Source organism: Streptomyces sp. NPDC104381, from assembly GCF_055583745.1.
In genome coordinates, this window is record NZ_JBVJNK010000008.1 from 273,940 (window position 1) to 297,028 (window position 23,089).

General features: G+C 72.7%; 22 protein-coding genes. 6 read left to right on the forward strand and 16 right to left on the reverse strand.

What is annotated here, in order from left to right:
* Positions 1 to 82: 82 nt before the first annotated feature.
* From ACZ607_RS27935 to infC, 5 genes are all read right to left on the reverse strand, one after another.
* Positions 83 to 1,237 carry a sensor histidine kinase gene (locus tag ACZ607_RS27935; protein ID WP_469738950.1) on the reverse strand — a complete coding sequence of 385 codons (1,155 nt, stop codon included), beginning with the start codon at positions 1,235 to 1,237 and terminating at the stop codon, positions 83 to 85.
* 75 nt (positions 1,238 to 1,312) lie between these two features.
* Positions 1,313 to 2,152 carry a TrmH family RNA methyltransferase gene (locus ACZ607_RS27940; protein WP_469738952.1) on the reverse strand — a complete coding sequence of 280 codons (840 nt, stop codon included), beginning with the start codon at positions 2,150 to 2,152 and terminating at the stop codon, positions 1,313 to 1,315.
* A 161-nt stretch (positions 2,153 to 2,313) separates the two neighbouring features.
* Positions 2,314 to 2,697 carry a 50S ribosomal protein L20 gene (gene rplT / locus ACZ607_RS27945; RefSeq protein ID WP_003970214.1) on the reverse strand — a complete coding sequence of 128 codons (384 nt, stop codon included), beginning with the start codon at positions 2,695 to 2,697 and terminating at the stop codon, positions 2,314 to 2,316.
* Positions 2,698 to 2,810: 113 nt separating this feature from the next.
* Entirely contained in the window at positions 2,811 to 3,005 is a 195-nt protein-coding gene (gene rpmI / locus ACZ607_RS27950; protein ID WP_099176763.1) for a 50S ribosomal protein L35, read from the reverse strand.
* Positions 3,006 to 3,125: 120 nt separating this feature from the next.
* Positions 3,126 to 3,788 (reverse strand): translation initiation factor IF-3, encoded by a 663-nt coding sequence (gene infC / locus ACZ607_RS27955; RefSeq protein WP_469739364.1) that lies wholly within the window; start codon positions 3,786 to 3,788, stop codon positions 3,126 to 3,128.
* A gap of 389 nt (positions 3,789 to 4,177) precedes the next feature.
* On the opposite strand from infC, the gene ACZ607_RS27960 reads away from it, so the two are divergent.
* Positions 4,178 to 4,540, forward strand: a complete 363-nt coding sequence (locus ACZ607_RS27960) for a DUF1844 domain-containing protein (protein WP_469738955.1) — start codon at positions 4,178 to 4,180, stop codon at positions 4,538 to 4,540.
* 58 nt (positions 4,541 to 4,598) lie between these two features.
* Here ACZ607_RS27960 and ACZ607_RS27965 read toward each other — a convergent pair whose 3' ends face one another.
* Positions 4,599 to 5,375 carry an SseB family protein gene (locus ACZ607_RS27965; protein WP_469738957.1) on the reverse strand — a complete coding sequence of 259 codons (777 nt, stop codon included), beginning with the start codon at positions 5,373 to 5,375 and terminating at the stop codon, positions 4,599 to 4,601.
* Positions 5,376 to 5,461: 86 nt separating this feature from the next.
* On the opposite strand from ACZ607_RS27965, the gene ACZ607_RS27970 reads away from it, so the two are divergent.
* A complete protein-coding gene (locus ACZ607_RS27970) occupies positions 5,462 to 6,367 on the forward strand; it encodes a serine hydrolase (protein ID WP_469738959.1) in 906 nt (301 codons plus the stop codon).
* Positions 6,368 to 6,395: 28 nt separating this feature from the next.
* On the opposite strand, the gene mycP is transcribed toward ACZ607_RS27970, so the two are convergent.
* Complete coding sequence (mycP, locus tag ACZ607_RS27975) at positions 6,396 to 7,667, reverse strand: type VII secretion-associated serine protease mycosin (protein WP_469738961.1); 1,272 nt, start codon at positions 7,665 to 7,667, stop codon at positions 6,396 to 6,398.
* Positions 7,664 to 8,527 (reverse strand): hypothetical protein, encoded by an 864-nt coding sequence (locus ACZ607_RS27980; protein ID WP_469739366.1) that lies wholly within the window; start codon positions 8,525 to 8,527, stop codon positions 7,664 to 7,666. The genes mycP and ACZ607_RS27980 overlap by 4 nt, the downstream gene beginning before the upstream one ends.
* A gap of 605 nt (positions 8,528 to 9,132) precedes the next feature.
* Between ACZ607_RS27980 and ACZ607_RS27985 the strand changes: the two genes are divergently transcribed.
* The gene (locus tag ACZ607_RS27985) at positions 9,133 to 10,335 is read left to right on the forward strand and encodes an amino acid deaminase/aldolase (RefSeq protein ID WP_469738963.1); all 1,203 of its coding nucleotides are present in this window, start codon (positions 9,133 to 9,135) and stop codon (positions 10,333 to 10,335) included.
* An 83-nt stretch (positions 10,336 to 10,418) separates the two neighbouring features.
* On the opposite strand, the gene ACZ607_RS27990 is transcribed toward ACZ607_RS27985, so the two are convergent.
* Genes ACZ607_RS27990 through ACZ607_RS28000 form a run of 3 tightly spaced genes read right to left on the reverse strand, consistent with a single transcriptional unit; the run spans position 10,419 to position 13,951 of the window.
* Positions 10,419 to 11,210 (reverse strand): 3-oxoacyl-ACP reductase, encoded by a 792-nt coding sequence (locus ACZ607_RS27990; RefSeq protein WP_469738965.1) that lies wholly within the window; start codon positions 11,208 to 11,210, stop codon positions 10,419 to 10,421.
* A gap of 6 nt (positions 11,211 to 11,216) precedes the next feature.
* Positions 11,217 to 12,581: an aldehyde dehydrogenase family protein gene (locus ACZ607_RS27995; RefSeq protein ID WP_469738967.1), complete on the reverse strand. Its 1,365-nt coding sequence runs from the start codon at positions 12,579 to 12,581 to the stop codon at positions 11,217 to 11,219.
* 8 nt (positions 12,582 to 12,589) lie between these two features.
* Positions 12,590 to 13,951, reverse strand: coding sequence for a glutamine synthetase family protein (locus ACZ607_RS28000; protein ID WP_469738969.1), 1,362 nt, complete (start codon positions 13,949 to 13,951; stop codon positions 12,590 to 12,592).
* Between the two features lie 85 nt (positions 13,952 to 14,036).
* On the opposite strand from ACZ607_RS28000, the gene ACZ607_RS28005 reads away from it, so the two are divergent.
* Positions 14,037 to 14,777, forward strand: coding sequence for a FadR/GntR family transcriptional regulator (locus ACZ607_RS28005; protein ID WP_469738971.1), 741 nt, complete (start codon positions 14,037 to 14,039; stop codon positions 14,775 to 14,777).
* A 112-nt stretch (positions 14,778 to 14,889) separates the two neighbouring features.
* Positions 14,890 to 15,603, forward strand: coding sequence for a gamma-glutamyl-gamma-aminobutyrate hydrolase family protein (locus ACZ607_RS28010; RefSeq protein WP_469738973.1), 714 nt, complete (start codon positions 14,890 to 14,892; stop codon positions 15,601 to 15,603).
* Between the two features lie 155 nt (positions 15,604 to 15,758).
* Here the strand turns inward: ACZ607_RS28010 and ACZ607_RS28015 are convergent, their stop codons facing one another.
* Entirely contained in the window at positions 15,759 to 16,685 is a 927-nt protein-coding gene (locus tag ACZ607_RS28015; protein ID WP_469738975.1) for a LysR family transcriptional regulator, read from the reverse strand.
* Between the two features lie 70 nt (positions 16,686 to 16,755).
* Here ACZ607_RS28015 and ACZ607_RS28020 point away from each other — a divergent pair, with 70 nt between their 5' ends.
* Entirely contained in the window at positions 16,756 to 17,910 is a 1,155-nt protein-coding gene (locus tag ACZ607_RS28020) for a TDT family transporter (RefSeq protein ID WP_469738977.1), read from the forward strand.
* Here the strand turns inward: ACZ607_RS28020 and ACZ607_RS28025 are convergent.
* From ACZ607_RS28025 to ACZ607_RS28040, 4 genes are all read right to left on the reverse strand, one after another.
* Positions 17,849 to 18,553 (reverse strand): helical backbone metal receptor, encoded by a 705-nt coding sequence (locus ACZ607_RS28025; RefSeq protein ID WP_469738979.1) that lies wholly within the window; start codon positions 18,551 to 18,553, stop codon positions 17,849 to 17,851. The genes ACZ607_RS28020 and ACZ607_RS28025 overlap by 62 nt on opposite strands.
* An 11-nt stretch (positions 18,554 to 18,564) precedes the next feature.
* Positions 18,565 to 19,110, reverse strand: coding sequence for a helix-turn-helix domain-containing protein (locus ACZ607_RS28030; RefSeq protein WP_124279640.1), 546 nt, complete (start codon positions 19,108 to 19,110; stop codon positions 18,565 to 18,567).
* A 198-nt stretch (positions 19,111 to 19,308) separates the two neighbouring features.
* Positions 19,309 to 21,939 (reverse strand): ABC transporter permease/substrate binding protein, encoded by a 2,631-nt coding sequence (locus ACZ607_RS28035; RefSeq protein ID WP_469738981.1) that lies wholly within the window; start codon positions 21,937 to 21,939, stop codon positions 19,309 to 19,311.
* On the reverse strand, positions 21,932 to 23,035 hold the full coding sequence (locus tag ACZ607_RS28040) for a quaternary amine ABC transporter ATP-binding protein (RefSeq protein WP_469738983.1): 1,104 nt from the start codon (positions 23,033 to 23,035) through the stop codon (positions 21,932 to 21,934). The genes ACZ607_RS28035 and ACZ607_RS28040 overlap by 8 nt, the downstream gene beginning before the upstream one ends.
* Positions 23,036 to 23,089 lie beyond the last annotated feature (54 nt).

The following is a 23,089-nucleotide window of genomic DNA, read 5'->3' on the forward strand; positions in this document are numbered from 1 at the left end:
CCCTGGCTGGACGACTGAGGACGCAAAGGTGCCAAAAGTCGAGTCTACGGGCCGCCGGGAGGCGAAGAAGCCCGTGGGCGGCTCAGGCCAGGTAGGCCGGCGCGCTCACGGGCAGGATAAATCGGAACTCGGCACCGCCGCCGGGGCCCCGGGCGACGGTGATCGTCCCGCCGTGCGCCTCGACGATGCCCTTGACGATGTACAGGCCCAGGCCGGTCCCGCCGCGCTTGCTCCCCCGCCAGAAGCGGGTGAAGACGCGGCCCATCGACTCCTCGGGGATGCCGGGGCCCTCGTCGCTCACGGTGACTGCCGTTCCGCTCTCGTCGTCCTTGCCCGGTGCGGGTGCAGGGGCGATCTCAATGGTGACGGTTCCCTCGCCGTGGCGCACCGCGTTTTCCAGGAGGTTGCCCAGGACCTGGTCCACCTTGTCCGGGTCCGCCCAGAGACCGGGCAGCGGCTGTCCGGTCCGTACGAGGAACCGGTCGGGCGCCTGGCCCGCGGCGACCAGGGCCTGGACGTGGCGTTCGACGGCGGCGGAGATGTCCACGGGCTGGCGGCGCAGCTCCAGCCGGCCGGAGTCGATGCGGGAGATGTCGAGCAGCTCGGCGATGAGCCGGGTGACGCGGTTGGCGTCGGCGTCGACGGTCTCCAGCATCAGCCGCTTCTGGTCGTCCGTGAACCGCTCCCACTTGGCCAGCAGCGTGGCGGTGAAGCCCTTGACCGAGGTCAGCGGGGAGCGCAGCTCGTGGGCGACGGTGGCGATCAGCTCGGCGTGGCTGAGCTCGGTGCGCCGGCGGGCCTCGGTGCCGCGCAGTGACACGACGAGCCGGCGGACCGGGCCGGTCGGGCTCTCGCGTACGTACCGGGCGGAGACCAGGACCTCGCGGCCGCCGGGGAGCAGCAGGTTGCGCTCGGGCTGGCCGACCCGGGTGGCGAGCCCGCCGTACGGGTCGGTCAGCTCCCACCAGCGCCGCCCCTTGAGGTCCTCCAGGGGCAGCGCCTCGTCCAGGGCGCGGCCGAGCGCGTCGGGGGCGGGGGTGGCGGTGATCCGGGCGGCGGCCGCGTTGAAGCAGATGACCTTGCCGTTCTCGTCGGCGACGACGAGGCCGTCGGGCAGGTCGTCCGGGCCGATGCCCGTCACCGGGTCCCCGAGGGCCGGGTGCGCGCCCGCTCCGTCGGAGAGGGCGCGCACGGCGGCCGTGTACGCCGCTCGCGGCCTGCTCATGCCGACAGCCATCTTCCCGTACCCACCTCTCGAACCGGTGCAGTGGGCCCCCGAGTTCGTCACCCTACTAGGGCCTGTGCGGAGTTGTCAGTGGGCCGGCCGCGGGCGCTGGGCACGCGCGGAGGCGTAGAGGCACACGGCCGCGGCGGTGGCGAGGTTGAGGCTCTCGGCCCTGCCGTGGATCGGGACCCGGACCACGGCGTCGGCCAGGGCGCGGGTCTCCTCGGGGAGGCCCCAGGCCTCGTTGCCGAAGACCCAGGCGGTGGGCCCGCCCATGGTGCCCGCGTCGAGCTCGTCGTCGAGGTCGTCCTCGCCCGCGCCGTCGGCCGCCAGGATGCGCACCCCGGCGTCACGGAGTCCCCGCACGGCCTGCTCCACGGGTACGCCGACGGCCACCGGCAGGTGGAAGAGCGAGCCGACGGAGGCGCGGACCGACTTGGGGTTGTAGAGGTCCACGGAGGCGTCGGTGAGCACGACGGCGTCGGCGCCCGCGGCGTCGGCGCAGCGCAGCACGGTGCCGGCGTTCCCGGGATCGCGTACGTGGGCGAGCACGGCGACCAGGGTGGGTTTCGCCGCGAGGATCTCCTCGAAGGGCGAGTCCAGGAACCGGCAGACGCCGATGAGGCCCTGCGGGGTGACGGTCTGCGAGACGTCGGCGAGCACGTCGGCGTCCGCGAGGTGCACCCGGGCTCCGGCGGCGCGGGCGGCGCCGATGATGTCGGCGTACCGGTCGGCGGCCTCGACGGTGGCGAAGAGCTCGGTCAGCGTGGGTGCGCCGTCGCCGCCCCGGTGCGCGGCGGCCTCCCGCACGGCCTGCGGCCCCTCGGCGATGAACCTGCGCTCCTTGCCGCGGAAGTTCCGCCTGGCCAGCCGGCGTGCGGCGGCGATTCGCGGCGACCGCGCGGAGATCAGTTCGGGGGTGCCCATGGTCGGCGGCGAGCCTCTCTGCGTAAGTCAGCTTCTCTGCGTACGTTTCTCTGCGTACGGCTGACTACGTACGCGACACGTGCTGCAACGCACCGGACCCGCAGACGGCACACGCCTGCGGGTCCGGCTCGAACGCTGGAACGTCGGAAGGACTGCCTGGATCAGGCGGCCTTCGGGGCGTTGACGTCGCTCGGGAGGGCCTTCTGGGCAACCTCGACGAGGGCGGCGAACGCGTTGGCGTCGTTGACCGCGAGCTCGGCCAGGATCTTGCGGTCCACCTCGATGTTGGCGGCCTTCAGACCCTGGATGAGGCGGTTGTACGTCATGCCGTTCTGGCGGGCAGCCGCGTTGATGCGCTGGATCCAGAGCTGACGGAAGTCGCCCTTGCGCTTCTTGCGGTCGTTGTAGTTGTAGACCAGGGAGTGGGTGACCTGCTCCTTGGCCTTGCGGTACAGGCGCGAACGCTGACCGCGGTAACCGCTGGCGGCCTCGAGGATCGCCCGGCGCTTCTTGTGGGCGTTTACTGCCCGCTTGACGCGTGCCACTTTTAACTCCTTGCAGCGGGGTCGGGTGGTCTCAGTGGGACTCACCCGGCCCGGAAACGAATTGGTCCCGGTCGGATCGAGGTCGTGCCCCCGGGTTCACCGGAGGCGGCGCCTCACTTGCCGAGAAGCTTCTTGACCTTCTTGGCGTCGGCCGGAGCCACGACGACCGTGCCGGTCAGCGAACGGGTCTTCTTCGAGGACTTGTGCTCGAGCAGGTGGCGCTTGCCGGCCTTCTCGCGCAGCACCTTGCCGGAGCCCGTGATCTTGAAGCGCTTGCTGGCACCGCTGTGCGTCTTGTTCTTCGGCATCGCGCCGTTATCTCCTCGTCAGTGGCGCCCCTCTCGGTGCGGGCACCGGACTTCAGGGGCGTCAGATCTTTGGGTGGTTTCCGAGGGACCCGGGGGCGCCTGGGTGGCGACCCCCGGAGGTCACGCCTCGGAAGGTGTCTCGGCCGGAGCCTCGGCCGCTGCGGCCGGAGCCTCAGCGGTGTCACCCTCGGACTCGGCGTCGGGGGTCGGCCCCTGACGCTCCGCCTTGCGGGCGGCCTGGGCCTCGCGGGCCTCGGCCATGGCTTCGGTCTTCTTCTTGTGCGGGCCCAGAACCATGATCATGTTCCGGCCGTCCTGCTTCGGGTTCGACTCGATGAAGCCGAGGTCCTCGACGTCCGAAGCGAGACGCTGGAGCAGTCGGAAGCCCAGCTCGGGGCGGGACTGCTCACGGCCGCGGAACATGATCGTGATCTTGACCTTGTCCCCCTGCTTGAGGAACCGGACGACGTGACCCTTCTTGGTGTCGTAGTCGTGCGGGTCGATCTTCGGCCGGAGCTTCATTTCCTTGATGACCGTGTGCGCCTGGTTCTTGCGCGCCTCACGGGCCTTCATGGCCGACTCGTACTTGAACTTCCCGTAGTCCATGAGCTTGCACACGGGGGGACGGGCTGTCGCCGCCACCTCGACCAGGTCGAGGTCGTACTCCTGTGCGAGCTCCAGGGCCTTGGCAAGCGGAACAATCCCGACCTGCTCGCCGCTGGGACCGACAAGTCGCACCTCGGGAACGCGAATCCGGTCGTTGATGCGGGGCTCGGCGCTGATGGATCCTCCTCGGTAGCACCACGCGACCGCCTGGCGGACAGCCGCGTAACGTCTTCTGTTGAGACCAACCGAGCCGGGAAAATCAGAAACGCCCCGGACGGGACACAGGCGGGGCTCCAGGAACTACCGGAACACCGCCGCGTGCTACCGCGGGGCGCAAATCGGGCGGCTCCATCGTCCGTACGGAACGATGGCTACCACCTGACCGGTGACCCGCCGTCCGTGAGGACGGTCAGGTGGGAGATCGGAGCCTCCACTTGTGGGCCGAGCACATAGGTGTCCGGCCGGTCGTTACACAAGGTTAGCAGCTCCCCGGGGCTACGGCGAACCGCTGTCCCGGGCGGCTCCCGCAGGAGGAGCGGCGCCGACGTGGCCTTATCGTGTGGGGCATGAGCGACACCACTCCCAGCACCGAGAACCCCGGCTTCGACGACATGGCCCGCGACATCGCGGAGGTTCCCGCGGTCGAGGTGATCGTCACCGTCGCCGTCAACCTGATGAGCGCGGCAGCCGTGAAGCTCGGTCTGACCGAGGAGGGCGAGCAGCACAAGGACCTGGACGAGGCACGCAAGCTGGTCCAGGCGCTGGCCGGGCTGCTCGACGCGAGCGCCACCGAGATCAGCACGTTCCACGCCTCGCCGCTGCGCGACGGTCTGAAGTCGCTCCAGCTGGCCTTCCGCGAGGCCTCGCTCGTACCGGACGAGCCGGGCCATGGCCCGGGCGAGAAGTACACCGGTCCCGTCTACGGCTAGCAGACCCCGCAACCGTTGGGGAGCCCGCCGCCTGTGACAGGTGGCGGGCTCCTGCGTGTCAGCGGCTGAACAGCGGTTCGCCCGGGGCCTCGGCGTCGGGCGGCAGCAGCGCCAGATCGATCCCGCGCACCAGGCGGGCGCGGAGCACCTCGCTGGCGGACAGCGCGTCGGCGACCCGGCGGGCGGCGTCGGCGACCACGGCGCCGGGGGCGAGGACCAGGGCGAGGGTGCCGTCCGCCCGGCCCGGGCCGAGGTGGGCCCGCAGCACCGCGGGCTCGGCGGCGACGGCTTCCCGTACGGCGGATACGACGGCGGGGTCGTCCAGCGGGTCCGCGCTGGTGCGGTTCTCCGCCAGGGCCAGCAGCGCCGGGCCGGTCAGCTCGAAGGCGACGGGACCGGCGAGGTCGAGCACCACGGTGTCGGCCTTCTCGTGCGCGGCGGCCTGGAGCGCCTGGTGCAGGGGTACGGCGACGGGGCGGGCCTGCGGGTCCCAGCGGGCCAGCGAGGCGGTGGAGGTGAAGGCGGGCAGGGCCCGCCGGTCGCCGGCCTGGAGCGTGGGCACGGCCATGTCGCTGGTCTTCTCCCGCCGCAGGCCGCTCCCCCGTCGCCCGCCGCCACCCTTCTCAGGAGCTTCGCTCCCCTCCGCGCTGCCCTCCTCGACCTCGCCGAGCACGGCGACGACCGGGACGAGGAGCCGGGCGCCGGTGAGCGCCGCGAGGACCGGGCCGACCGCCGTCCGGTCCTCGGACCACGCCGCGAGGGCCGCCGTCAGTTCGGGCGAGGCGGTGCCGTCGTCGTCGGAGAAACCGGGGTCCGGGATGTTCTTGAGCTCCACACGACGAGCGTAGTGGGTCGGTTCTCTCACCTGGGCGACAGGTCGGACACAGGCTGCTGCCAGCTGGGCTGCCTAGCGTCCGGGCCATGCCCCGTCACAGAACGCGCAGGTCCGCGCCGTCCGGCCTCGTCGCCGCCGCCGTCGTGCTGCTGGCCGGTTCGGCCGCGGGAGGTGCGTATCTGGTGGGTCACTCGACGGATGACGCGTCCGCGGCCGTCGCCGCCGTATCGTCCGCGTCGAGCCCGTCGCCCACGACGGGCCGGAGCGAGGAGCCCGAGGTGGATCTCGACGCGGAGCTGGCCGACGCGCTGGCGCCCCTGGCGGACGGCGCCGATGTGTCGGTGGCCGTGCTGGACACGGAGAGCGGCGCGACCGCGGCGTACGGGGACGGGACGTACGACGCCGCCAGCGTCGTCAAGGTGGACATCCTGGCGGCGCTGCTCCTCCGGGCGCAGGACGAGGACCGGGAGCTGAACGGCGCCGAACTGGCGTACGCGGAGGCCATGATCCGGCGCAGCGACAACACCTCGGCCACCGAGCTGCTCAAGGTGGTCGGCGGGGAGGAGGGCCTCGACGCGGCCAACGTACGGCTGGGGCTGACCGGGACGGAGGCCGCCCACGCGTGGGGGCTGACCCAGACCACGGCCGCCGACCAGGTGCGGCTGCTGGAGGCGGTGTCCGGGGACGACTCGGTGCTGTCGGAGACCTCGCGGGCGTATCTGACGGGGCTGATGGGTCAGGTCGAGGCGGACCAGCGGTGGGGGGTCTCGGCCGCGGGCACCGACGCCGTGCTGAAGAACGGCTGGATGCCCCGGACGACGACCGGGCTGTGGGACGTCAACAGCATCGGGCGGGTACGGAGCGGCGGGCACACCGTGCTGGTGGCGGTGCTGTCGCGCGGGCACGCGACGAAGGAGGCGGGCATCGACCTCGTGGAGTCCGTGGCGAAGGCGGCGGTCGGTGTGACGGACGCGGCGGGCGGGTCGGACTGAGGCCGGGCCCTGGGCAGGCGGCCTCCGCTCAGCGCCGGGGGCCGGTGGGGAACGGGCTGTAGCCGGGGGCGGGCGGGTTCCCTCCGGTGTACGGGCCGCCGGGGCGCCGGCCTCCGGGCTTCCCGGCGCCGGGGTTCCTGCCGCGCCAGAGCACCACCGCCAGGGCGAGGAGCACGGCGCCGAGGCCGCCCGCCGAGGGGGCCAGCCAGCCGGCCGGGCCTCCGTCGTCGCCGCGGGGATCGGGGCCCGGGCCGAAGTACTCCTCGCGGTAGCCGGCCCTGGCGGACTGTGCGCTCAGGTCGTCGGGGCGCAGCTTCGCCCCGGCCTCGATCGCCGCGGCGGGATCGACGAGACCGTAGCCCCTGGAGTCGTCGCGGCCGCCCGGGGGGGCGTCGCCGGCGGTGTCCGCGAGCAGGGTCTTGACCTGCGCCGGGGAGAGCCCCGGGTGCGCGGCGCGTACGAGGGCCACGGCCCCGGAGACGAACGCGGAGGCGGCGGAGGTGCCCCACTCGATGTAGTAGTGCTGGTCGGGGTTGGCCACGACGATGTCGACGCCGGGCGCGCTGACCGTGGCGTACCAGCGGCGGGTGGAGAACGCGGCGTGCGTGCCGTACTTGTCGACCGCCGCGACGGCGATCACTCCGGGGTAGGCGGCCGGGTAGGAGATCCGGTCGCCCTTCTCGCCGCTGTTGCCGGCGGAGGCGACGACGGAGACGCCCTTGCCGAGGGCGTACTGCACGGCGGCGTCCTCGCCGGGCTCCGGGTGGGCCGACTCGCTGTCGTCGCCGAGCGAGAGGTTGATGACGTCGGCGCCCTGGTCGGCCGCCCAGCGGATGCCGTCGGCGAGGGCGGCGCCGCGGGACTCGCGGGCCTTGCCGCGCGACGGGTCGCCGGACTCCAGGATCACCCGTACGGGAAGGATCTTGGCTTCCGGGGCGACGCCGAGGACGCCGTCGCCCTGTCCCGGGCCGTTCCCTCGGCCGGCGATGATGCCGGCCATCGCGGTGCCGTGCAGGGCCCAGGAGCGGTCGCCGGGCCCGGCGCCGAAGCCGATGAGGTCCTTGCCGGGGAGCACCTGGCCGGCGAGGTCGGGGTGGTCGTCGTCGACCCCGGTGTCCAGGACCGCGACCGTGATGCCCTTGCCCTTGGTGGTCTGCCATGCCTTGCCGGTGTGCAGGGCCTCCAGACCCCACTGCTGGTCGCGGATGGCGTCCGCCCGGGCGGGGACGGCGGGCAGCAGCGCGAAGGCGGTGGCCGTGGCCACGGCGGCGAGCGCCCGGAGCCGGCGGGGACGGGTCATGCCGGCTTCTCCGTGAGGTCGGTGACGGTCCTGCGCAGGGTGCGCTCCACCCGGTCGGCGATGCCCTTCGCCTCGTGGCCGAGTCCCGCCTGGGCGGGGGCGGTCGTGGCGTCGGCGGCCATGGCCGAGGCGGCGGGCTGCGGCTCGGTGACCTCGCGGCCGTCTGCGAAGCCGGAGACGGCGAACACGACGACGGGCAGCTCGGTCAGGACGTGGACCGTCCAGCTGGCGCGCTGCGGGTCGCCGAAACCGGCCGCGACGGTGCCCTTGACCGGGTAGGCGCGGGGCATCAGGTCGGAGCGGTCGGCGAGGTGCTGGGTGGTGAAGCGGGTGTCGAGCGCGCCCATCGCCTCGGTGTCGGCCTCGGTGAAGACCATGCCGACGGTGGTGACGCTGCTGCGGGTGGCGTCGGTGTAGGTGGCGCGCACCAGGCGTTCGCAGCCGACCGGGCCGAGCGTCTTGAGCAGCAGGGGGTCCAGGCCCGCCGCGCAGCCGCTGTCGCTCGCGACGGCGACCCTGGTCCAGACGCGGTCGGTGGCTCCGGGCCCCGCGCCGTCGCCCTTGAGCGTGCGCGGGAAGAGGGTGTCGACGGGTGTGCTGTGCCAGGCGGAGCGGCCCACGGTGTACACGCTCGCGTCGCCCGGCTCGGCGGCGGAGTCGCCGGTGAGCCAACTGCCGGTGGCCGCGCCGCCGATGAGGCCGAGGCCGAGCACGGCGCAGACGGCGGCCGCCACGGTCCTGCCGGGGTTGCGGGCCTTCACTGGGCGGAGCCGGGTGGTGGTCTCGGCGGGCGTCTCGGCGTACGCGTAGTAGGCGCCGGGCGGGGCCGGGGTCGCGCCGGGGCGCGGGGTGAGGTCCACCGCGCCGACGGGCCTGCGCCGGGTGGCGGCGGGCGGGGGCGGCGGCCCGGGGCTGGCGGGCGGCGCGGGCGGGACGGGGCGGAGCCGGGTGGTGGTCTCCACGGGCGGCACGGGAGGCCCACCGGGCACGGGCGGGGCGGCCTCCGGGCGGGGGGCGCGCGGCGCCTGGGCGGCGCCCGTGGCCGGAGGGGCGGGGACGGCCCCCGGGGCCTGTGGGGCGCGTGGAGCGCTCGGGGTCTGCGGGGCGGGGACGGCCCCCGAGGTCTGTGGGGCGTTCGGGGTCTGCGGGGCGGACGCGCCGGGCGCACTCCGCGGATCCGGCTCCGGGCGTGGAGGCGGTGGTGTGGCGGCGCTGCCCCGGACGGCGGGCGGGGTCGTCGGACGGGGTGGCACGGGAGCGCGCTGCGCTTCGGTACTCATCCGTCCCCCTGGTCCACGTCCCCGCACCGCCCACGGACCACCGTTGCGCACCGGCCCGTCGGTCGATCGTGTGACGGTCACTCTACGGGGTGGACGGCGCCCCGTGGGAACGGGACGGAGGGTGCGTGACGATCTGCACCGAACGTCCCCTACCCAGTGGTACGGACGTCTGGCAAGCTGCGCCCATGACTGCCCGCGCCGCTGACCGGAGCCGCTACGACCGCGCCACCGCCCATCTCGACGCCCCGGTGGCCGTCGTCGACCTGGAGGCCTTCGACGCCAACGCCGACGACCTGGTGCGCCGGGCCGGCGGGAAGCCGATCCGGGTGGCGAGCAAATCGGTGCGCTGCCGCGCCCTGCTGGAGCGGGTGCTCGCACGGCCGGGGTTCGCGGGGATCATGTCGTTCACGCTCGCGGAGTCGCTCTGGCTGGCCCGCGCCGGTTTCGACGACGTACTGCTGGCCTATCCGTCGGCCGACCGTGCCGCGTACGCCGAGTTGGCGGCCGATCCCAAGCTCGCGGCGGCCGTGACGGTGATGGTGGACGATCACGCCCAGCTGGAGCTGATCGACGCGGCGCGCGCGGGCGGCACCGAGGAGATCCGGGTCTGCCTGGAGCTGGACACCTCGCTGCGGCTGCTCGGCGGCCGGGTCAGGATCGGCGCCCTGCGCTCCCCGCTCCGCTCCCCCGCCCAACTGGCCGAGCTGGCCCGCTCGGTGGACCGCAGGCCGGGGTTCCGGCTGGTGGGCCTGATGGCGTACGAGGGCCATGTCGCGGGCGTGGGCGACTCGGTGGCCGGGCGGCCGCTGCGCTCGCGCGCGATCCGGCTGATGCAGGCGACGGCCCGCAAGGAGCTGGCGGCCCGGCGCGCGGAGGTCGTACGGGCGGTCCGCGCGGTGGCGCCCGGCCTGGAGTTCGTGAACGGCGGCGGCACCGGCAGTGTGCAGCACACCGCGGCCGAGACCGCGGTGACGGAGATCGCGGCGGGTTCCGGGCTCTACGTACCGAGGCTGTTCGACAACTACACCTCGTTCAGGGGCCGTCCGGCGGCGCTGTTCGCCCAGCCCGTGGTGCGGCGGCCCGGCGTGGGCGTGGTGACGGTGCTCGGCGGCGGCTATCCGGCGTCCGGGGCGGCGGGTCCGGACCGGCTGCCGGTGCCGTATCTGCCCGAGGGGCTGCGCTACGACCCGCAGGAGGGCCCGGGCGAGGTCCAGACCCCGCTGCTCGGCTCCCCCGCGGACGATCTGCTGATCGGCGACAAGGTGTGGTTCCGGCACGCCAAGGCGGGTGAGCTGTGCGAGCGCTTCGACGAGCTGCGGCTGATCGAGGGCGACCGGATCACGGCGACCGTGCCGACGTACCGCGGTGAGGGCCGCACCTTCCTCTAGGGCGTGTCAGGGCGCCCACGGTGCTGCCCACACCGCCGCCGGTGGTGGCGCCGACCGGGGTCGTGCCACCACTCCGGGGAGCCTCAGTCGAGCGGGGTCACGTACGCCCCCGAGATCCCGCCGTCGACGAGGAAGTCGGTGGCGTTGACGAACGAGGAGTCGTCGCTCGCCAGGAAGGCGACGGCTGCGGCGATCTCCGTCGCCTCGGCGAACCGGCCGAGCGGGATGTGGACGAGCCTGCGGGCCGCCCGCTCCGGGTCCTTGGCGAACAGCTCCTGGAGCAGCGGGGTGTTGACCGGACCGGGGCACAGGGCGTTGACCCGGATCCCCTCGCGGGCGAACTGCACCCCGAGTTCACGGGACAGGGCGAGGACTCCGCCCTTGGACGCGGTGTACGAGATCTGGGAGGTCGCCGCGCCCATGCGGGCCACGAAGGACGCGGTGTTGATGATCGAGCCGCGGCCCTGGCGCCGCATGTAGGGGAGGGCGGCCTTGCAGCAGAGGTAGACGGACGTGAGGTTGACGTCCTGGACGCGTTTCCACGCCTCGATGCCGGTCGTGAGGATGGAGTCGTCGTCGGGCGGGGAGATGCCGGCGTTGTTGAAGGCGATGTCCACGGATCCGTAGGTGGCGTACGCCGTGGCGAAGAGCGCCTCGACCTGGTCGGGGTCGGTGACGTCGACGGGCACGAAGGTTCCGTCCACCTCCTTCGCGGCGGCCTTCCCCGCGCTCGCGTCGATGTCGCCGCAGACGACGCTCGCCCCTTCCGAGGCGAGCCTGCGGGCGGTGGCGAGGCCGATGCCGCTGCCGGCACCGGTGATGACGGCGGTGCGGCCGGTCAGGCGGCGGCAGATGTTCCCGGAGTCGGTCGTCATGTCTGTTCAGGCCTCCGTGCCGATGAAGACGTTCTTGGTTTCGGTGAAGGCCGCGAGGGCGTCGGGCCCCAGTTCGCGGCCGAGCCCGGACTGCCGGTACCCGCCGAACGGGGTCCAGTAGCGGACGGCGGAGTGGGAGTTGACGGACAGGTTCCCGGCCCGGACCCCCTGGGAGACCCGCAGGGCACGGCCCACGTCACGGGTCCAGATCGAACCGGCCAGCCCGTGGTCGGTGGCGTTGGCCAGCCGTACGGCGTCGTCCTCGTCCTCGAAGGGCAGGACGACGGCGACCGGGCCGAAGACCTCCTCGGTGGCGACGGGTGCGTCCGGGGCGATCCCGGTGAGGACGGTAGGGGGGAACCAGAAGCCGGGGCCGCCGGGCGCGCTGCCCCGGATGCCGTCCGCGTCCCCCGGGACGAGTGTCCGTACGCGCTCCAGCTGGGCCCGCGAGATCAGCGGACCCATCTCCGTCTCCTCGTCCGACGGGTCACCCACGACGACGGAGGCGACGGCGGGGACGAGGTGCTCCAGGAAGCGGTCGTACGCGGACCGCTGGACCAGGATGCGGGTGCGGGCGCAGCAGTCCTGGCCGGCGTTGTCCAGGAAGGACATGGGTGCGGCGGCCGCCGCGGCCTCGATGTCGGCGTCGGCGAAGACGATGTTGGGGCTCTTGCCGCCGAGTTCGAGGGTCAGCCGCTTCACCCGGTCCGCGCATCCGGCCATGATCTGCTTGCCGACGCGGGTCGACCCGGTGAAGACGATCTTGGCCACGCCGGGGTGTTCGACGAGGGCGTGGCCCGCCACGTCGCCGGCGCCGGGCAGCACCTGGAAGAGGTGTTCGGGGAGGCCGGCGTCGAGGGCGAGCCGAGCCAGCCGGAGGGCGGTGAGCGGGGTGGTCTCGGCCGGTTTGAGGAGGACGGCGTTGCCCGCGGCGAGGGCGGGGGCGGCGCCCCAGGCGGCGATGGGCATGGGGAAGTTCCAGGGGGCGATCACCCCGACGACGCCCAGCGGTTCGAGGAAGGTGACGTCGATCCCGCCGGGTACGGGGATCTGGCGTCCCGTCAGGCGCTCCACTCCCCCGGCGGCGTAGTCCAGGAGGTCCCGGACGTTGGCGGCCTCCCAGCGGGCGTTGCCCAGGGTGTGTCCGGCTTCGGTGACCTCCAGCCGGGCGAGCGGTTCGACGTGTTCGTCGACGAGGACGGCGAAGCGGCGCAGCAGCCGGGCGCGGTCGGCGGGGGCCAGGGCGGCCCAGGTGCGCTGGGCGGCCGTGGCGCGGGTGACGGCGGCGGCGACCTCGTCGGCGGTGGTGGCGGGGACGGTGGCGACGAGCTCTTCGGTGGCCGGGTTCAGGACGCGGTGCTCGTGGATCACGGGGCTCCTCAGAGGCGTTCGAAGGAGCGGCGGAGCTCCCAGTCGGTCACGGCGGCGTCGAAGGCCTCCAGTTCGACGCGCGCCATGTTGCGGTAGTGCGCGACGACGTCGTCGCCGAAGGCTTCCCGGGCCACCTCGCTGTCCTCCCAGAGGGCGGCGGCCTCGCGGAGCGTGGTGGGGACCTGGTCGTATCCGGCGGTGTAGGCGTTGCCCTCGCAGGGGTCGGGGAGTTCCAGCTCGTTCTCGATGCCGTGCAGGCCCGCGGCGACGAGTCCGGCGACCGCCAGGTACGGGTTGACGTCGCCGCCCGGCAGCCGGTTCTCGAAGCGCATCGAGCGGCCGTGTCCGACCACGCGCAGGGCGCAGGTGCGGTTGTCGTGGCCCCAGGCGACGGCGGTCGGGGCGAAGGAACCGGGCTGGAACCGCTTGTAGGAGTTGATGTTCGGCGCGTACAGCAGGGAGAAGTCGCGCAGGGCGGCGAGCTGGCCGGCGAGGAAGTGCCGCATCACGGGGGACATCGAGCCGCCCTCCCCCGCCATCACGCTGCGGCCCCCGGCGTCCTGGAGCGAGAGATGGATGTGGCAGGAGTTGCCCTCGCGCTCGTTGAACTTGGCCATGAAGGTGAGCGCGACGCCTTCCTGGGCGGCGATCTCCTTGGAGCCGGTCTTGTAGACGGCGTGCTGGTCGCAGGTGACGAGGGCCTCGTCGTAGCGGAAGACGATCTCGTGCTGGCCGGGGTTGCACTCGCCCTTGGCGGACTCGACGGTGAGCCCGGCGGCCGCCATCTCGTTGCGGATGCGGCGCAGCAGCGGTTCGACGCGGCCGGTGCCGAGGACCGAGTAGTCGACGTTGTACTGGTTGGCGGGGGTGAGGCCGCGGTAGCCGCGGTCCCAGGCCTGCTCGTAGGTGTCCTTGAAGACGATGAACTCGAGTTCCGTGCCGACGTGGGCGGTCAGCCCGTGGGCGGCGAGCCGCTCCAGCTGGTGCCGGAGGATCTGGCGGGGCGCGGCGACGACCGGCGAGCCGTCCTCCCAGGAGAGGTCGGCCATGACCAGGACCGTCCCCTCGTGCCAGGGGATCCGGCGCAGGGTCGTGAGGTCGGGGCGCATCGCGAAGTCGCCGTAACCGTTGGACCAGGACGACATGGCGAACCCGTCGACGGTGTTCATGTCCGTGTCGACGGCGAGCAGGTAGTTGCAGCCCTCGGTGCCGTGTTCCAGCACCTCGTCGAGGAAGAAGGACGCCGCGAACCGTTTTCCCTGCAGTCTGCCCTGCATGTCGGTGAAGGCGAGGACGACGGTGTCGACCTCACCGCGCTCCACCAGCACGCGCAGCTCGTCGGTCCCCAGCGGGGGTGTGCGGTCTGCCACGGAATACTCCTCGTTCGGTCGGCCGGAGGCTTGCCGGTCGGCCTAAGGTATGGGGGAAAACCATTGGGGGGAAGGGAATCGGGACGTGGCGGAAGGGACCGGGGAGCCCGGGCACTCCGGGCGGCTGCTGGCCGCCCTGCGGCCGGTGCGCGCGGGCAACGGCTTCGAGGAGGCGCTGGAGCAGATCCTCCAGGTGGTCCGGCTCGGCCTGGTGCCCGGCGGCGGGCGGCTCCCGGCGGAGCGCGAGCTGGCCGGGCTGCTCGGCATCAGCCGGGTGACGCTGCGCGAGGTGCTGAGGGTCCTTCAGGACCAGGGCCTGATCGAGGCGAGACGCGGCCGGCACGGCGGTACGTTCGTGCTTCCCCGGGATCCGGGCCCGGACGCCGGTGACGAGCTGCGCCGCCGGGTGGCGGACGTCGACATCGAGGACGTCCTGCTCTTCCGCGAGGTCCTGGAGTCGGGGGCGGCCGGGCTCTGCGCGGCGCGCGGCCTCGGCGACGAGGGCGCGGACCGGCTGCGTACGGCTCTGGCGGCGACACACGAGGCACCTCTGCCCGACTACCGCAGGATCGACACCCTTTTCCATCTGACGCTCGCCGAGCTCTCCGGCTCGCCCTCCCTCGCGGCCCGGTACGCGTCCGTGCGCGCCCGCGTCAACGACCTGCTGGACTGCATCCCCCTGCTCGTACGGAACCTCGAACACTCGCAGCACCAGCACACGGCGCTCGTCGCCGCGGTGCTCGACGGGGACGAGGAGGGCGCGCGGGCGGTGATGCGCGAGCACTGTGCGGGGACGGCCGCGCTCCTCCGGGGCTTCCTGGCTTGAACCCGCCCTTCCGGATCACTGCTCTTGCGTGACGGCTCCGTACGAACAAAGGTATGACGTAACACCATTGCACCGGGCCGGCCCGCAGACCGGCCGCCGGAGGGACCGCACCATGCACGAACCGCTGATCGGCGTCACGACCTATCTGGAGCCGGCGGCTCGCTGGGGCGTCTGGGAACTCCCCGCGGCGGTGCTCCCCTCCGCCTATCCCGCCCTGGTCCAGCGTTCCGGCGGGCTCGCCGCGCTGCTTCCGCCCGACGACCCGGCCAGGGCGCGGGCCGCGGTGGCCCGGGTGGACGGCCTCGTGATCGCGGGCGGCGCCGACGTGGACCCCGGGCTGTACGGCGCGGAGCGCGACTTCAGGACGGGTCCGCCGGCGCACGAGCGCGACACCTGGGAGGTGGCCCTGCTGCGGGCTGCGCGGGAGGCCGGCACCCCGGTGCTGGGAATCTGCCGCGGCATGCAGCTGCTCAACGTGGCGCTGGGCGGCACGCTGACCCAGCATCTGGACGGTCACGCGGGCCCGTTCGGCAAGGCGGGGGTCCTCGGCGAGCACACGGTGACGCCGGTCCCGGGGACGCTGTACGGCTCGCTGGTGCCGGAGGAGGCGTCCGTGCCGACGTACCACCACCAGGCCGTGGACCGGCTCGCGCCGGGTCTGGTGGCCTCGGCGTACGCGGCGGACGGCACGGTCGAGGCGATCGAACTGCCCGGCGCGCAGTGGGTGCTCGGGGTCCAGTGGCACCCGGAGATGGGCGACGACCTGCGGATCATGCGGGCCCTGGTGGCGGCGGCCACGGCCGGGGCGTCCGTCCCCACCACCTGAGGCCGGGGCCAACCGGAGCGGGCCCCCGCACCGCACGGGCCGTCAGGTCTCGCGGGCCGTCGGTCTCCGGTCGCCCGGCCCGGCCCCGACGCGCCGCAAGGTCCCCCGGGCCGTCAGGTCTCGCGGGCGGTCGGCCGCCCGGTCCCGCTGCGCCCTCAGGTCTCGCGGGCCGTCAGCGAGAGGAGGTCACGCGCCGGGCCCGTGGGCCGGTGGCCGGCGGGCCAGACCGCGCGCAGCTGACGGCGCAGCCGGACACCCGAGACCGGGACCTTGACCAGCCGCCGCGCGGAGAGCTCCTCGCCCAGCGCGAGTTCGCTCAGCACGCAGGGGCCGGCCCCGCTCTCCGCGGCCCCCTTCACCGCGGTGGTCGAGGAGAGTTCGAGCAGGGGGCGCGCCAGTCCGCCGTGCACGGCGAGCGCCGCGTCCAGGACCTGCCGGGTGCCCGAACCGTGCTCCCGCAGGATCAGGGGCGCCCCGGCGAGCTCCCCCGGGGTCAGCGTGGCCCGGCGCGCCCACGGGTGGGAGGGGGCGACCACCACGACCAGCCGGTCGTGCGCGATGACGGTGCCGTCCAGCCCCTCCGGTATCGAGAGCCCCTCGACGAAGCCCAGATCCGCCTCACCGGCCAGCAGCCGCAGGGCGACCGCCGCGGAGTTGCCCGCGAGCAGGGACACGGCGGTGTCCGGCCGCTCCGCGCGCAGCGCGATCAGCCAGCCCGGCAGCAGGTACTCCGCGATGGTCATGCTCGCGGCGACCCGCAGCCGTGAGTCCCGCCGGTCCCGCAGCGCCTGGGCCCCCGCGTCGAACGCCTCGGCCGCCTCGACGACCCTGCGCGCCCAGTCGGTGACGAGGGCGCCCGCGTCGGTGAGCCGGGATCCGCGCGGTGAGCGGTCCAGGAGCGCGACACCGAGCTGCCGCTCCATCGAGCGGATGCGGCTGGAGGCGGCGGGCTGGCTGATGCCGACGTCCCGCGCCGCGCGGCCCAGGCTCCCGTGCCGCGCGACCGCGAGGAGCAGCACCATGGCCCCCAGGTCGGGAACCCGGTGGGGCAGGGAGGAGCGCGGCGGCACGGAACTGGTCATAACCCCAGCCTATGACCTCATAGCCGCGCGCTCCCTGGTGGGCGGCGGTCCGCCCGTCGAGAATCGTGGCATGGCCATCTTTCCGCAGACCAAGACCGGGGCGCCCGCCTCCGCCACCCCTCCCCACCGGCTCCCGTCCCTGCGGCATCTCGGCCCCAACTGGTACGCGACGGTGATGGGGACCGCCATCGTCGCGACCGCGGGCGCCGCGCTGCCGGTGGCCGTGCCGGGTCTGCGGACCGTCTGTGTCGTGGTGTGGGGCCTGTCCGCGGTGCTGCTGGCCGTCGTGCTGACGGCCCGTGCCGGGCACTGGGTCCTGCACCGGGACCGGGCCCGCGCCGACCTCCTGGACCCCGCCGTCGCCCCGTTCCACGGCTGTCTGTCCATGGCGCTGCTCGCCGTGGGCGCGGGCACCCTCGTCGCGGGCCAGGACGTCATCGGGCATCCGGCCGCCGTGGCCGTCGACACGGTGCTGTTCACGGCGGGCACGGTCGCGGGGCTCGCCGCCGCCGTGGCGATCCCGTACCTCATGGTCGTACGCCACCGGCTCGCGCCGGGCACCGCGTCGCCGGTCTGGCTGCTGCCCCTGGTCGCCCCTATGGTCTCCGCGGCGGTCGGGCCCCTGCTGGTGCCCGAGCTGGCGCCCGGCCAGGGGCGCGAGGCGCTGCTGCTGGCCTGTTACGCGATGTTCGGGCTGTCCCTGCTGGCGACGCTGGTGGTGGTCCCGCTGGTCTTCGGACGGCTGGTCCACCACGGTCCGCTGCCGCTCGCACTGACCCCCACGCTGTTCCTGGTGCTCGGGCCGCTGGGCCAGTCCACGACCGCCGTGAACCAGCTGGCCGATGTGGCACCGGGGGCGGCCGCGGCGCCGTACGCCTCGGCCTTCGGCGCGTTCGCCGTGCTGTACGGGGTGCCGGTGATGGGGTTCGCCCTGCTGTGGCTGGCCCTGTCCGCCGCGATGGTGGTGCGCGCGATGCGGCGCGGCATGGGATTCACGATGACGTGGTGGGGGTTCACCTTCCCGGTCGGTACGTGTGTCACGGGCGCGGCGGGACTGGCCCGGCACACCGGGCTCGACGCGTTCACCTGGCTGGCCGCGGCGCTCTACGCGCTGCTGGTGACGGCCTGGGCGTTCGCGGGCGTACGGACGCTGGGCGGGCTGTTCAGCGGAGCGCTGCTCGCAGGGCCCCGGCCGCTTCGGCCAGTGACGGTCCGTACCACGTGAGGTGACGCCCGTCGACGAGGGCGGCGGGCAGCCCGGGGAAGGCCTCGGGCCCGTCGGTGGCGGTGAAGCGGTACGGCTCGTCGGGCAGGACGACCAGCTCGGCGCCGGAGGCGTTCAGCTCGTCCAGGGGGATGCGGGGGTAGCGCTCGGGGTGGCCCGCGTACACGTTGTGCACCCCGAGGCGCGCCAGCAGATCGCCGGCGAAGGTGTCGCGGCCCAGCACCATCCAGGGTCTGCGCCAGACCGGGACGATCGCCGGCCGGGGTGAGGGCGCGGGCGGCAGTGCCTCCCAGGCGGCCCGGGACTCCTCCAGCCAGCGAGGCCGGGCCTGCCCGCAGGCGGTGAGGACCCGTTCCAGCTCGGCGAAGGCCTGGTCCAGGGTGCGGACCTCGGTGACCAGGACGTCCAGCCCGGCGTCCCGGAGCGCGGCCAGGTCGGGCTCCCGGTTCTCCTCCTCGTTGGCGAGGACGAGGTCGGGGCGCAGGGCCGCCACCGCAGCGGTGTCGGGGTTCTTGGTGCCGCCGACACGCGCGGCGGTCAGCCCGGCGGGGTGCGTGCACCAGTCGGTGACGCCGACGAGCAGACCCGGCGCCGTGACGGCGACGGCCTCGGTGAGCGACGGGACGAGGGAGACGACGCGCATCGGCACCCCGGTCAGCGCCGCGAGTCGTACGTCGCGTCGATGTGTTCGGCGACGGAGACGACCAGCAGCCGGGTGGCCGGGACGGTCGCCCGCCACCGGTGTCTGACCCCGCCGGAGAGGAAGAGCGTGTCGCCCCGGCCCAGCCGGTGCGCCCGGCCCTCCGCCTCCACCTCGACGGCGCCCTCCACGACGTACATCACCTCGTCGTTGCGGTGCTGGAACTCGCGCCCGAGGTCCTGCTCGCCGATGAACTCCAGCGCGCTGAGCTGGTGCCGTCCGCGCACCAGTCTGCGTACGCCGTCCTCGTCGTCCGCCCGTACGACGTCCACGGCGCGCGCCGAGTCCGCCGCGGCCCGCAGCCGCTCGGTCGTGGTCTCCAGCGCCTCGGCCACCCGGTGCAGGGACCGGGGGCTGGGTCTGGCCCGTTCGTTCTCGATCTGGCTGAGGAACGGTACGGACAGTCCGCTGCGCCCGGCCACCGCGGCCAGGGTGAGTCCCAGGGTCCTGCGGCGTCGGCGGACCGCCGCACCCACTCGAAGTGCTTCCTTCTCGTCCATGTCCGGCTCCCTCCCCGGATCGCCATCCTCCCGGTTGCCAGCACCCTACGCATGTCGTTTGGGGGACGGAGGGCGAGCCGGCGGACGGAAGCGGACGGGAAACCTTCGGAGATCCCCTCCTGACCAGCCTGAAGGGGACGGCTCCGGTTCGCTACCGGGGCCGTCCCCTTCACCGTGACGGGGTGCTCGACGGGCGGGTCAGCTGCCGACGGGCGCCAGCTTCTCCACCACGTCCGGGTTGGCGTCCATCCAGCGGCGGGCGGACTCCTTCTCGTGGCCGCTGCCGCCCTTCTCGATCTCCACCTCGAGCGAGCCGAGCTGCGCGTCGCTCAGCTTGAAGTCCTTCAGCCAGCCGGTCAGCTCCGGGAAGTCCTTGGCGAAGTCCTTCTTGGCGACGGTGTGGATCTGCTCGCCCTTGCCCCACGAACCCTTCGGGTCCTTGAGCTTCTTCAGGTCGAACTTGCCGTACGCCAGGTGCGGCGACCACAGGGTCACCACGACCGGCTCCTTCTTCTTGATGGAGGCGCTGAGCTCGGCCAGCATCGACGAGGTGCTGGAGGAGACGACCTTGTACTCGCCCTCCAGGCCGTAGTCCTTGAGCACCTTCTTGTTGAGGATGCCCATCATCCCGGCGCTCGACTCGATGCCGATGATCTTGCCGTTGAACTTCTTGCCCTGGCCCTTGAGGTCCTCGAGCGAGTCGATGCCCTTGACGTACGAGGGGACCGTCAGTTCCAGCGAGGTCGGCCCGTACCAGCCGCCGAGATCGGTGAGGTTCTCCTTGTACCGGTCCCAGTACTCCTTGTGCGTGGTCGGCAGCCAGGAGTCGAACTGGACGTCGAGCTGTCCCTGCGCGAGACCCGTGTAGAGCGGTCCCGGGTCGAGCTGCTTGACCGAGGTCTTGTACCCCCGGTCCTCCAGCATGTTCTGCCAGAGGTACGTGGTGGCGATGGCCTCGTCCCACGGGAAGTACGCCATGTTGACGGTCTTGCCCGCGTCCTTGCCCTGCTTCGCGCCACCCGCGCCGCCCGGCACCGGGGCCAGCTTGTCGACGAGACCGGGGTTGGCCTTCAGCCAGGTGCGGACGCCGTCCTGCTCCTTGCCCTGGCCCGCGTTCTGGATCTCGTTCTCCAGGCTCGTGAGCTGCTTCTCGGTGAGCTTGAAGTCCTTGAGCCACTTGGCGACGGTGGGCGACTTCTTGGCGAAGCCCTTGTGGGCGACGGTGTGGACCTCTTCGCCCTTGCCCCAGGCGCCCTTCGGGTCCTTGAGCTTCTTCAGGTCGTGCTTGCCGTAGGCCCAGTGCGGCGACCACAGGGTCACCACGACGGGCTCCTTCTTCTTGATGGAGGCGTTCAGCTCGGCCAGCATCGACGAGGTGCTGGAGGAGACGACCTTGTACTCGCCCTCCAGACCGTACTCCTTGAGCACCTTCTTGTTGAGCGTGCCCATCATCCCGGCACTGGCCTCGATGCCGATGATCTTGCCGTCGAACTTCTTGCCCTGGCCCTTGAGGTCCTCGAGCGAGTCGATGCCCTTGACGTACGAGGGAACCGTCAGCTCCAGCGAGGTCGGCCCGTACCAGGAGCCCAGGTCGTCCAGCTGGTCGCTGTACTTGTCCCAGTAGTCCTTGTGCGTGGTCGGCAGCCAGGAGTCCGTCTGGAAGTCGATGTCGCCGCGGGCGACACCGGAGTAGAGCGGGCCGGCGTCGAGCTGGGTCATCCCGGTCTCGAAACCGCGCTGCTCCAGGATCTCCTTCCACAGGTACGTGGAGGCGATGCCCTCGTCCCAGGGGATGTACCCCATGTTGATCTTCTGGCCCTGGCCGACGTTCGCGCTGTCGGCCTGGCCGGCCTTCGAGTCGTCGGAACCGGCGATGTTGAGGCCGCCCGCGACGAGCGCGAGGACGACGACACCGATCATGGCGACGGCGGTCCCCGGCTTGTAGTGCGTGAACTTGAGCCTCCGCGCACCGGCGGCGACCTTGGCGGCGGCGCGGCGGCCGAGCGGGGAGACCCGCTCGTTGAGCGCGCCGGTCATCCGGTCCAGGTACATGGCGAGGATGACGACGGCGATCCCGCTCTCGGCGGCGAGGCCGACCTGGAGCTGGGTGATCGCGGCGTACACCTTCTCGCCGAGGCCGCCGGCGCCGGCCATACCGCCGATGACGACCATCGACAGGGCCAGCATGATGACCTGGTTGATCCCGGCCATGATCGTCGGCAGGGCGAGCGGCAGCTGCACCCGGGTGAGGGTGTGCTTGGGCGTGGTGCCGAAGGCCTCGGCGGCCTCGACCAGTTCGCCGTCGACCTGGCGGATGCCGAGCTCGGTCATCCGGACGCCGGGCGGCATCGCGAAGACGATCGTGGCGATCACACCGGGGGTGACGCCGACGCCGAAGAACATGACGCCGGGGATCAGGTAGACGAACGCCGGCATCGTCTGCATGACGTCGAGCACCGGCCGCAGCGTGGCGCTGACCCGGCTGTTGCGCGCCGCCCAGATACCCATGGGCACGGCGATCACGATGGTGATGACCGCGGCCACGACGACCAGCGAGAGCGTCGCCATCGCCTCGTCCCAGAGGGCGAGGGAGTCGATGAGCGCGAAGCCCACGAAGGTGAGCACGGCGGGGATCACCCCGCGCAGCCAGAACGCGATGACCGCGAAGATCCCGGCCATCAGCAACGGCTCGCCGCCGCCCAGCACGGCGTTGACGCCGTCGTACATCCCGCCGAGGACGGTCTTGATGAAGTCGAAGATCCAGGTGAGGTGCGACTGGAGCCAGTCGACCGCGTCCTCGACCCACGCGCCGAAGGAGAGCCTAGGCACCGGCGATCACCTTCTTGACCTCGCGCGGGGCAGGGACCTGGCCGTCGGCGCCGCTGTCGACCTGCGGTTCCTCGCCGAGCGCGGCGAGCAGCCTGGTGCGCGGGACGATGCCTATGACCTTGCCGCCCTCATCGGTGACGGCCACGGCCGCACCGCTGGTGGAGCACGGGGTGAAGAGCTCGGCGATGGGCGTCTCGGCCGGCACCGTGGCGGGCGCCTCGGCCTTCAGCTCGGCGTCGGAGCGGCCCTTGGCGGGCTCCTCCATGATCGAGCCGACGGTGAGCACCCGGGAGCGGTCGACGTCCTGGATGAAGGAGGCGACGTAGTCGTTGGACGGCCGTACGAGGATGTCCTCGGCGGTGCCCTGCTGGACGATCTCGCCGTCCCGCATCACGGCGATGCGGTCGCCGAGGCGCATGGCCTCGTTGAGGTCGTGGGTGATGAAGACGATCGTCTTCTTCAGCCGCTTCTGCAGTTCGAGGAGCTGGTCCTGCATGTCGCGCCGGATCAGCGGGTCGAGCGCGCTGAAGGACTCGTCCATCAGCAGCAGGTCGGCGTCGGTGGCGAGCGCGCGGGCCAGGCCCACACGCTGCTGCATGCCGCCGGACAGCTCGTCGGGCCAGGACTCCTCCCAGCCGGCGAGGCCGGTCAGCTCGAGGGCCTCGGCGGCGCGCGAGAGGCGCTCGGCACGCGGGACGCCCTGGACCTCCAGGCCGTACGCCGCGTTCTCCAGCACGCTCCTGTGGGGGAAGAGCGCGAAGTGCTGGAAGACCATGCTGATCTTGGTGGAGCGGACGTTGCGCAGGTCACGGGGGCTCAGGGCGGTCAGGTCCTCCCCGTCGAACAGCACCCGTCCGGCGGTGGGCTCCAGCAGCCCGTTGAGCATCCGCAGCAATGTGGACTTCCCCGAACCGGAGAGCCCCATGACGACGAAGATCTGGCCCGGTTCCACGGTGAACGAGGCGTCGATCACCGCTGCGGTCGTTCCGTCGGCGCGCAGCTCGTCGCGGTGCGTGCCGCCCTCGAGCTTCTGCACGGCTTGATCGGGTCGTCTGCCGAACACTTTGTACAAGTGCTCAGCTTGCAGCCTTGACACATACACCTCACGCGTTGAACCGAAAACGGTCTGCCACCCCCTTCGACAGACCGT

What these genes read in the sequence shown, in the direction of transcription:
- ACZ607_RS27935 (WP_469738950.1), bottom strand. Translation starts at nt 1,237, where the DNA reads ATGGCTGTCGGCATGAGCAGGCCGCGAGCGGCGTACACGGCCGCCGTG.
- ACZ607_RS27940 (WP_469738952.1), bottom strand. Translation starts at nt 2,152, where the DNA reads ATGGGCACCCCCGAACTGATCTCCGCGCGGTCGCCGCGAATCGCCGCC.
- rpmI (WP_099176763.1), bottom strand. Translation starts at nt 3,005, where the DNA reads ATGCCGAAGAACAAGACGCACAGCGGTGCCAGCAAGCGCTTCAAGATC.
- ACZ607_RS27960 (WP_469738955.1), top strand. Translation starts at nt 4,178, where the DNA reads ATGAGCGACACCACTCCCAGCACCGAGAACCCCGGCTTCGACGACATG.
- ACZ607_RS27970 (WP_469738959.1), top strand. Translation starts at nt 5,462, where the DNA reads ATGCCCCGTCACAGAACGCGCAGGTCCGCGCCGTCCGGCCTCGTCGCC.
- mycP (WP_469738961.1), bottom strand. Translation starts at nt 7,667, where the DNA reads ATGACCCGTCCCCGCCGGCTCCGGGCGCTCGCCGCCGTGGCCACGGCC.
- ACZ607_RS27985 (WP_469738963.1), top strand. Translation starts at nt 9,133, where the DNA reads ATGACTGCCCGCGCCGCTGACCGGAGCCGCTACGACCGCGCCACCGCC.
- ACZ607_RS27990 (WP_469738965.1), bottom strand. Translation starts at nt 11,210, where the DNA reads ATGACGACCGACTCCGGGAACATCTGCCGCCGCCTGACCGGCCGCACC.
- ACZ607_RS28010 (WP_469738973.1), top strand. Translation starts at nt 14,890, where the DNA reads ATGCACGAACCGCTGATCGGCGTCACGACCTATCTGGAGCCGGCGGCT.
- ACZ607_RS28015 (WP_469738975.1), bottom strand. Translation starts at nt 16,685, where the DNA reads ATGACCAGTTCCGTGCCGCCGCGCTCCTCCCTGCCCCACCGGGTTCCC.
- ACZ607_RS28020 (WP_469738977.1), top strand. Translation starts at nt 16,756, where the DNA reads ATGGCCATCTTTCCGCAGACCAAGACCGGGGCGCCCGCCTCCGCCACC.
- ACZ607_RS28025 (WP_469738979.1), bottom strand. Translation starts at nt 18,553, where the DNA reads ATGCGCGTCGTCTCCCTCGTCCCGTCGCTCACCGAGGCCGTCGCCGTC.
- ACZ607_RS28030 (WP_124279640.1), bottom strand. Translation starts at nt 19,110, where the DNA reads ATGGACGAGAAGGAAGCACTTCGAGTGGGTGCGGCGGTCCGCCGACGC.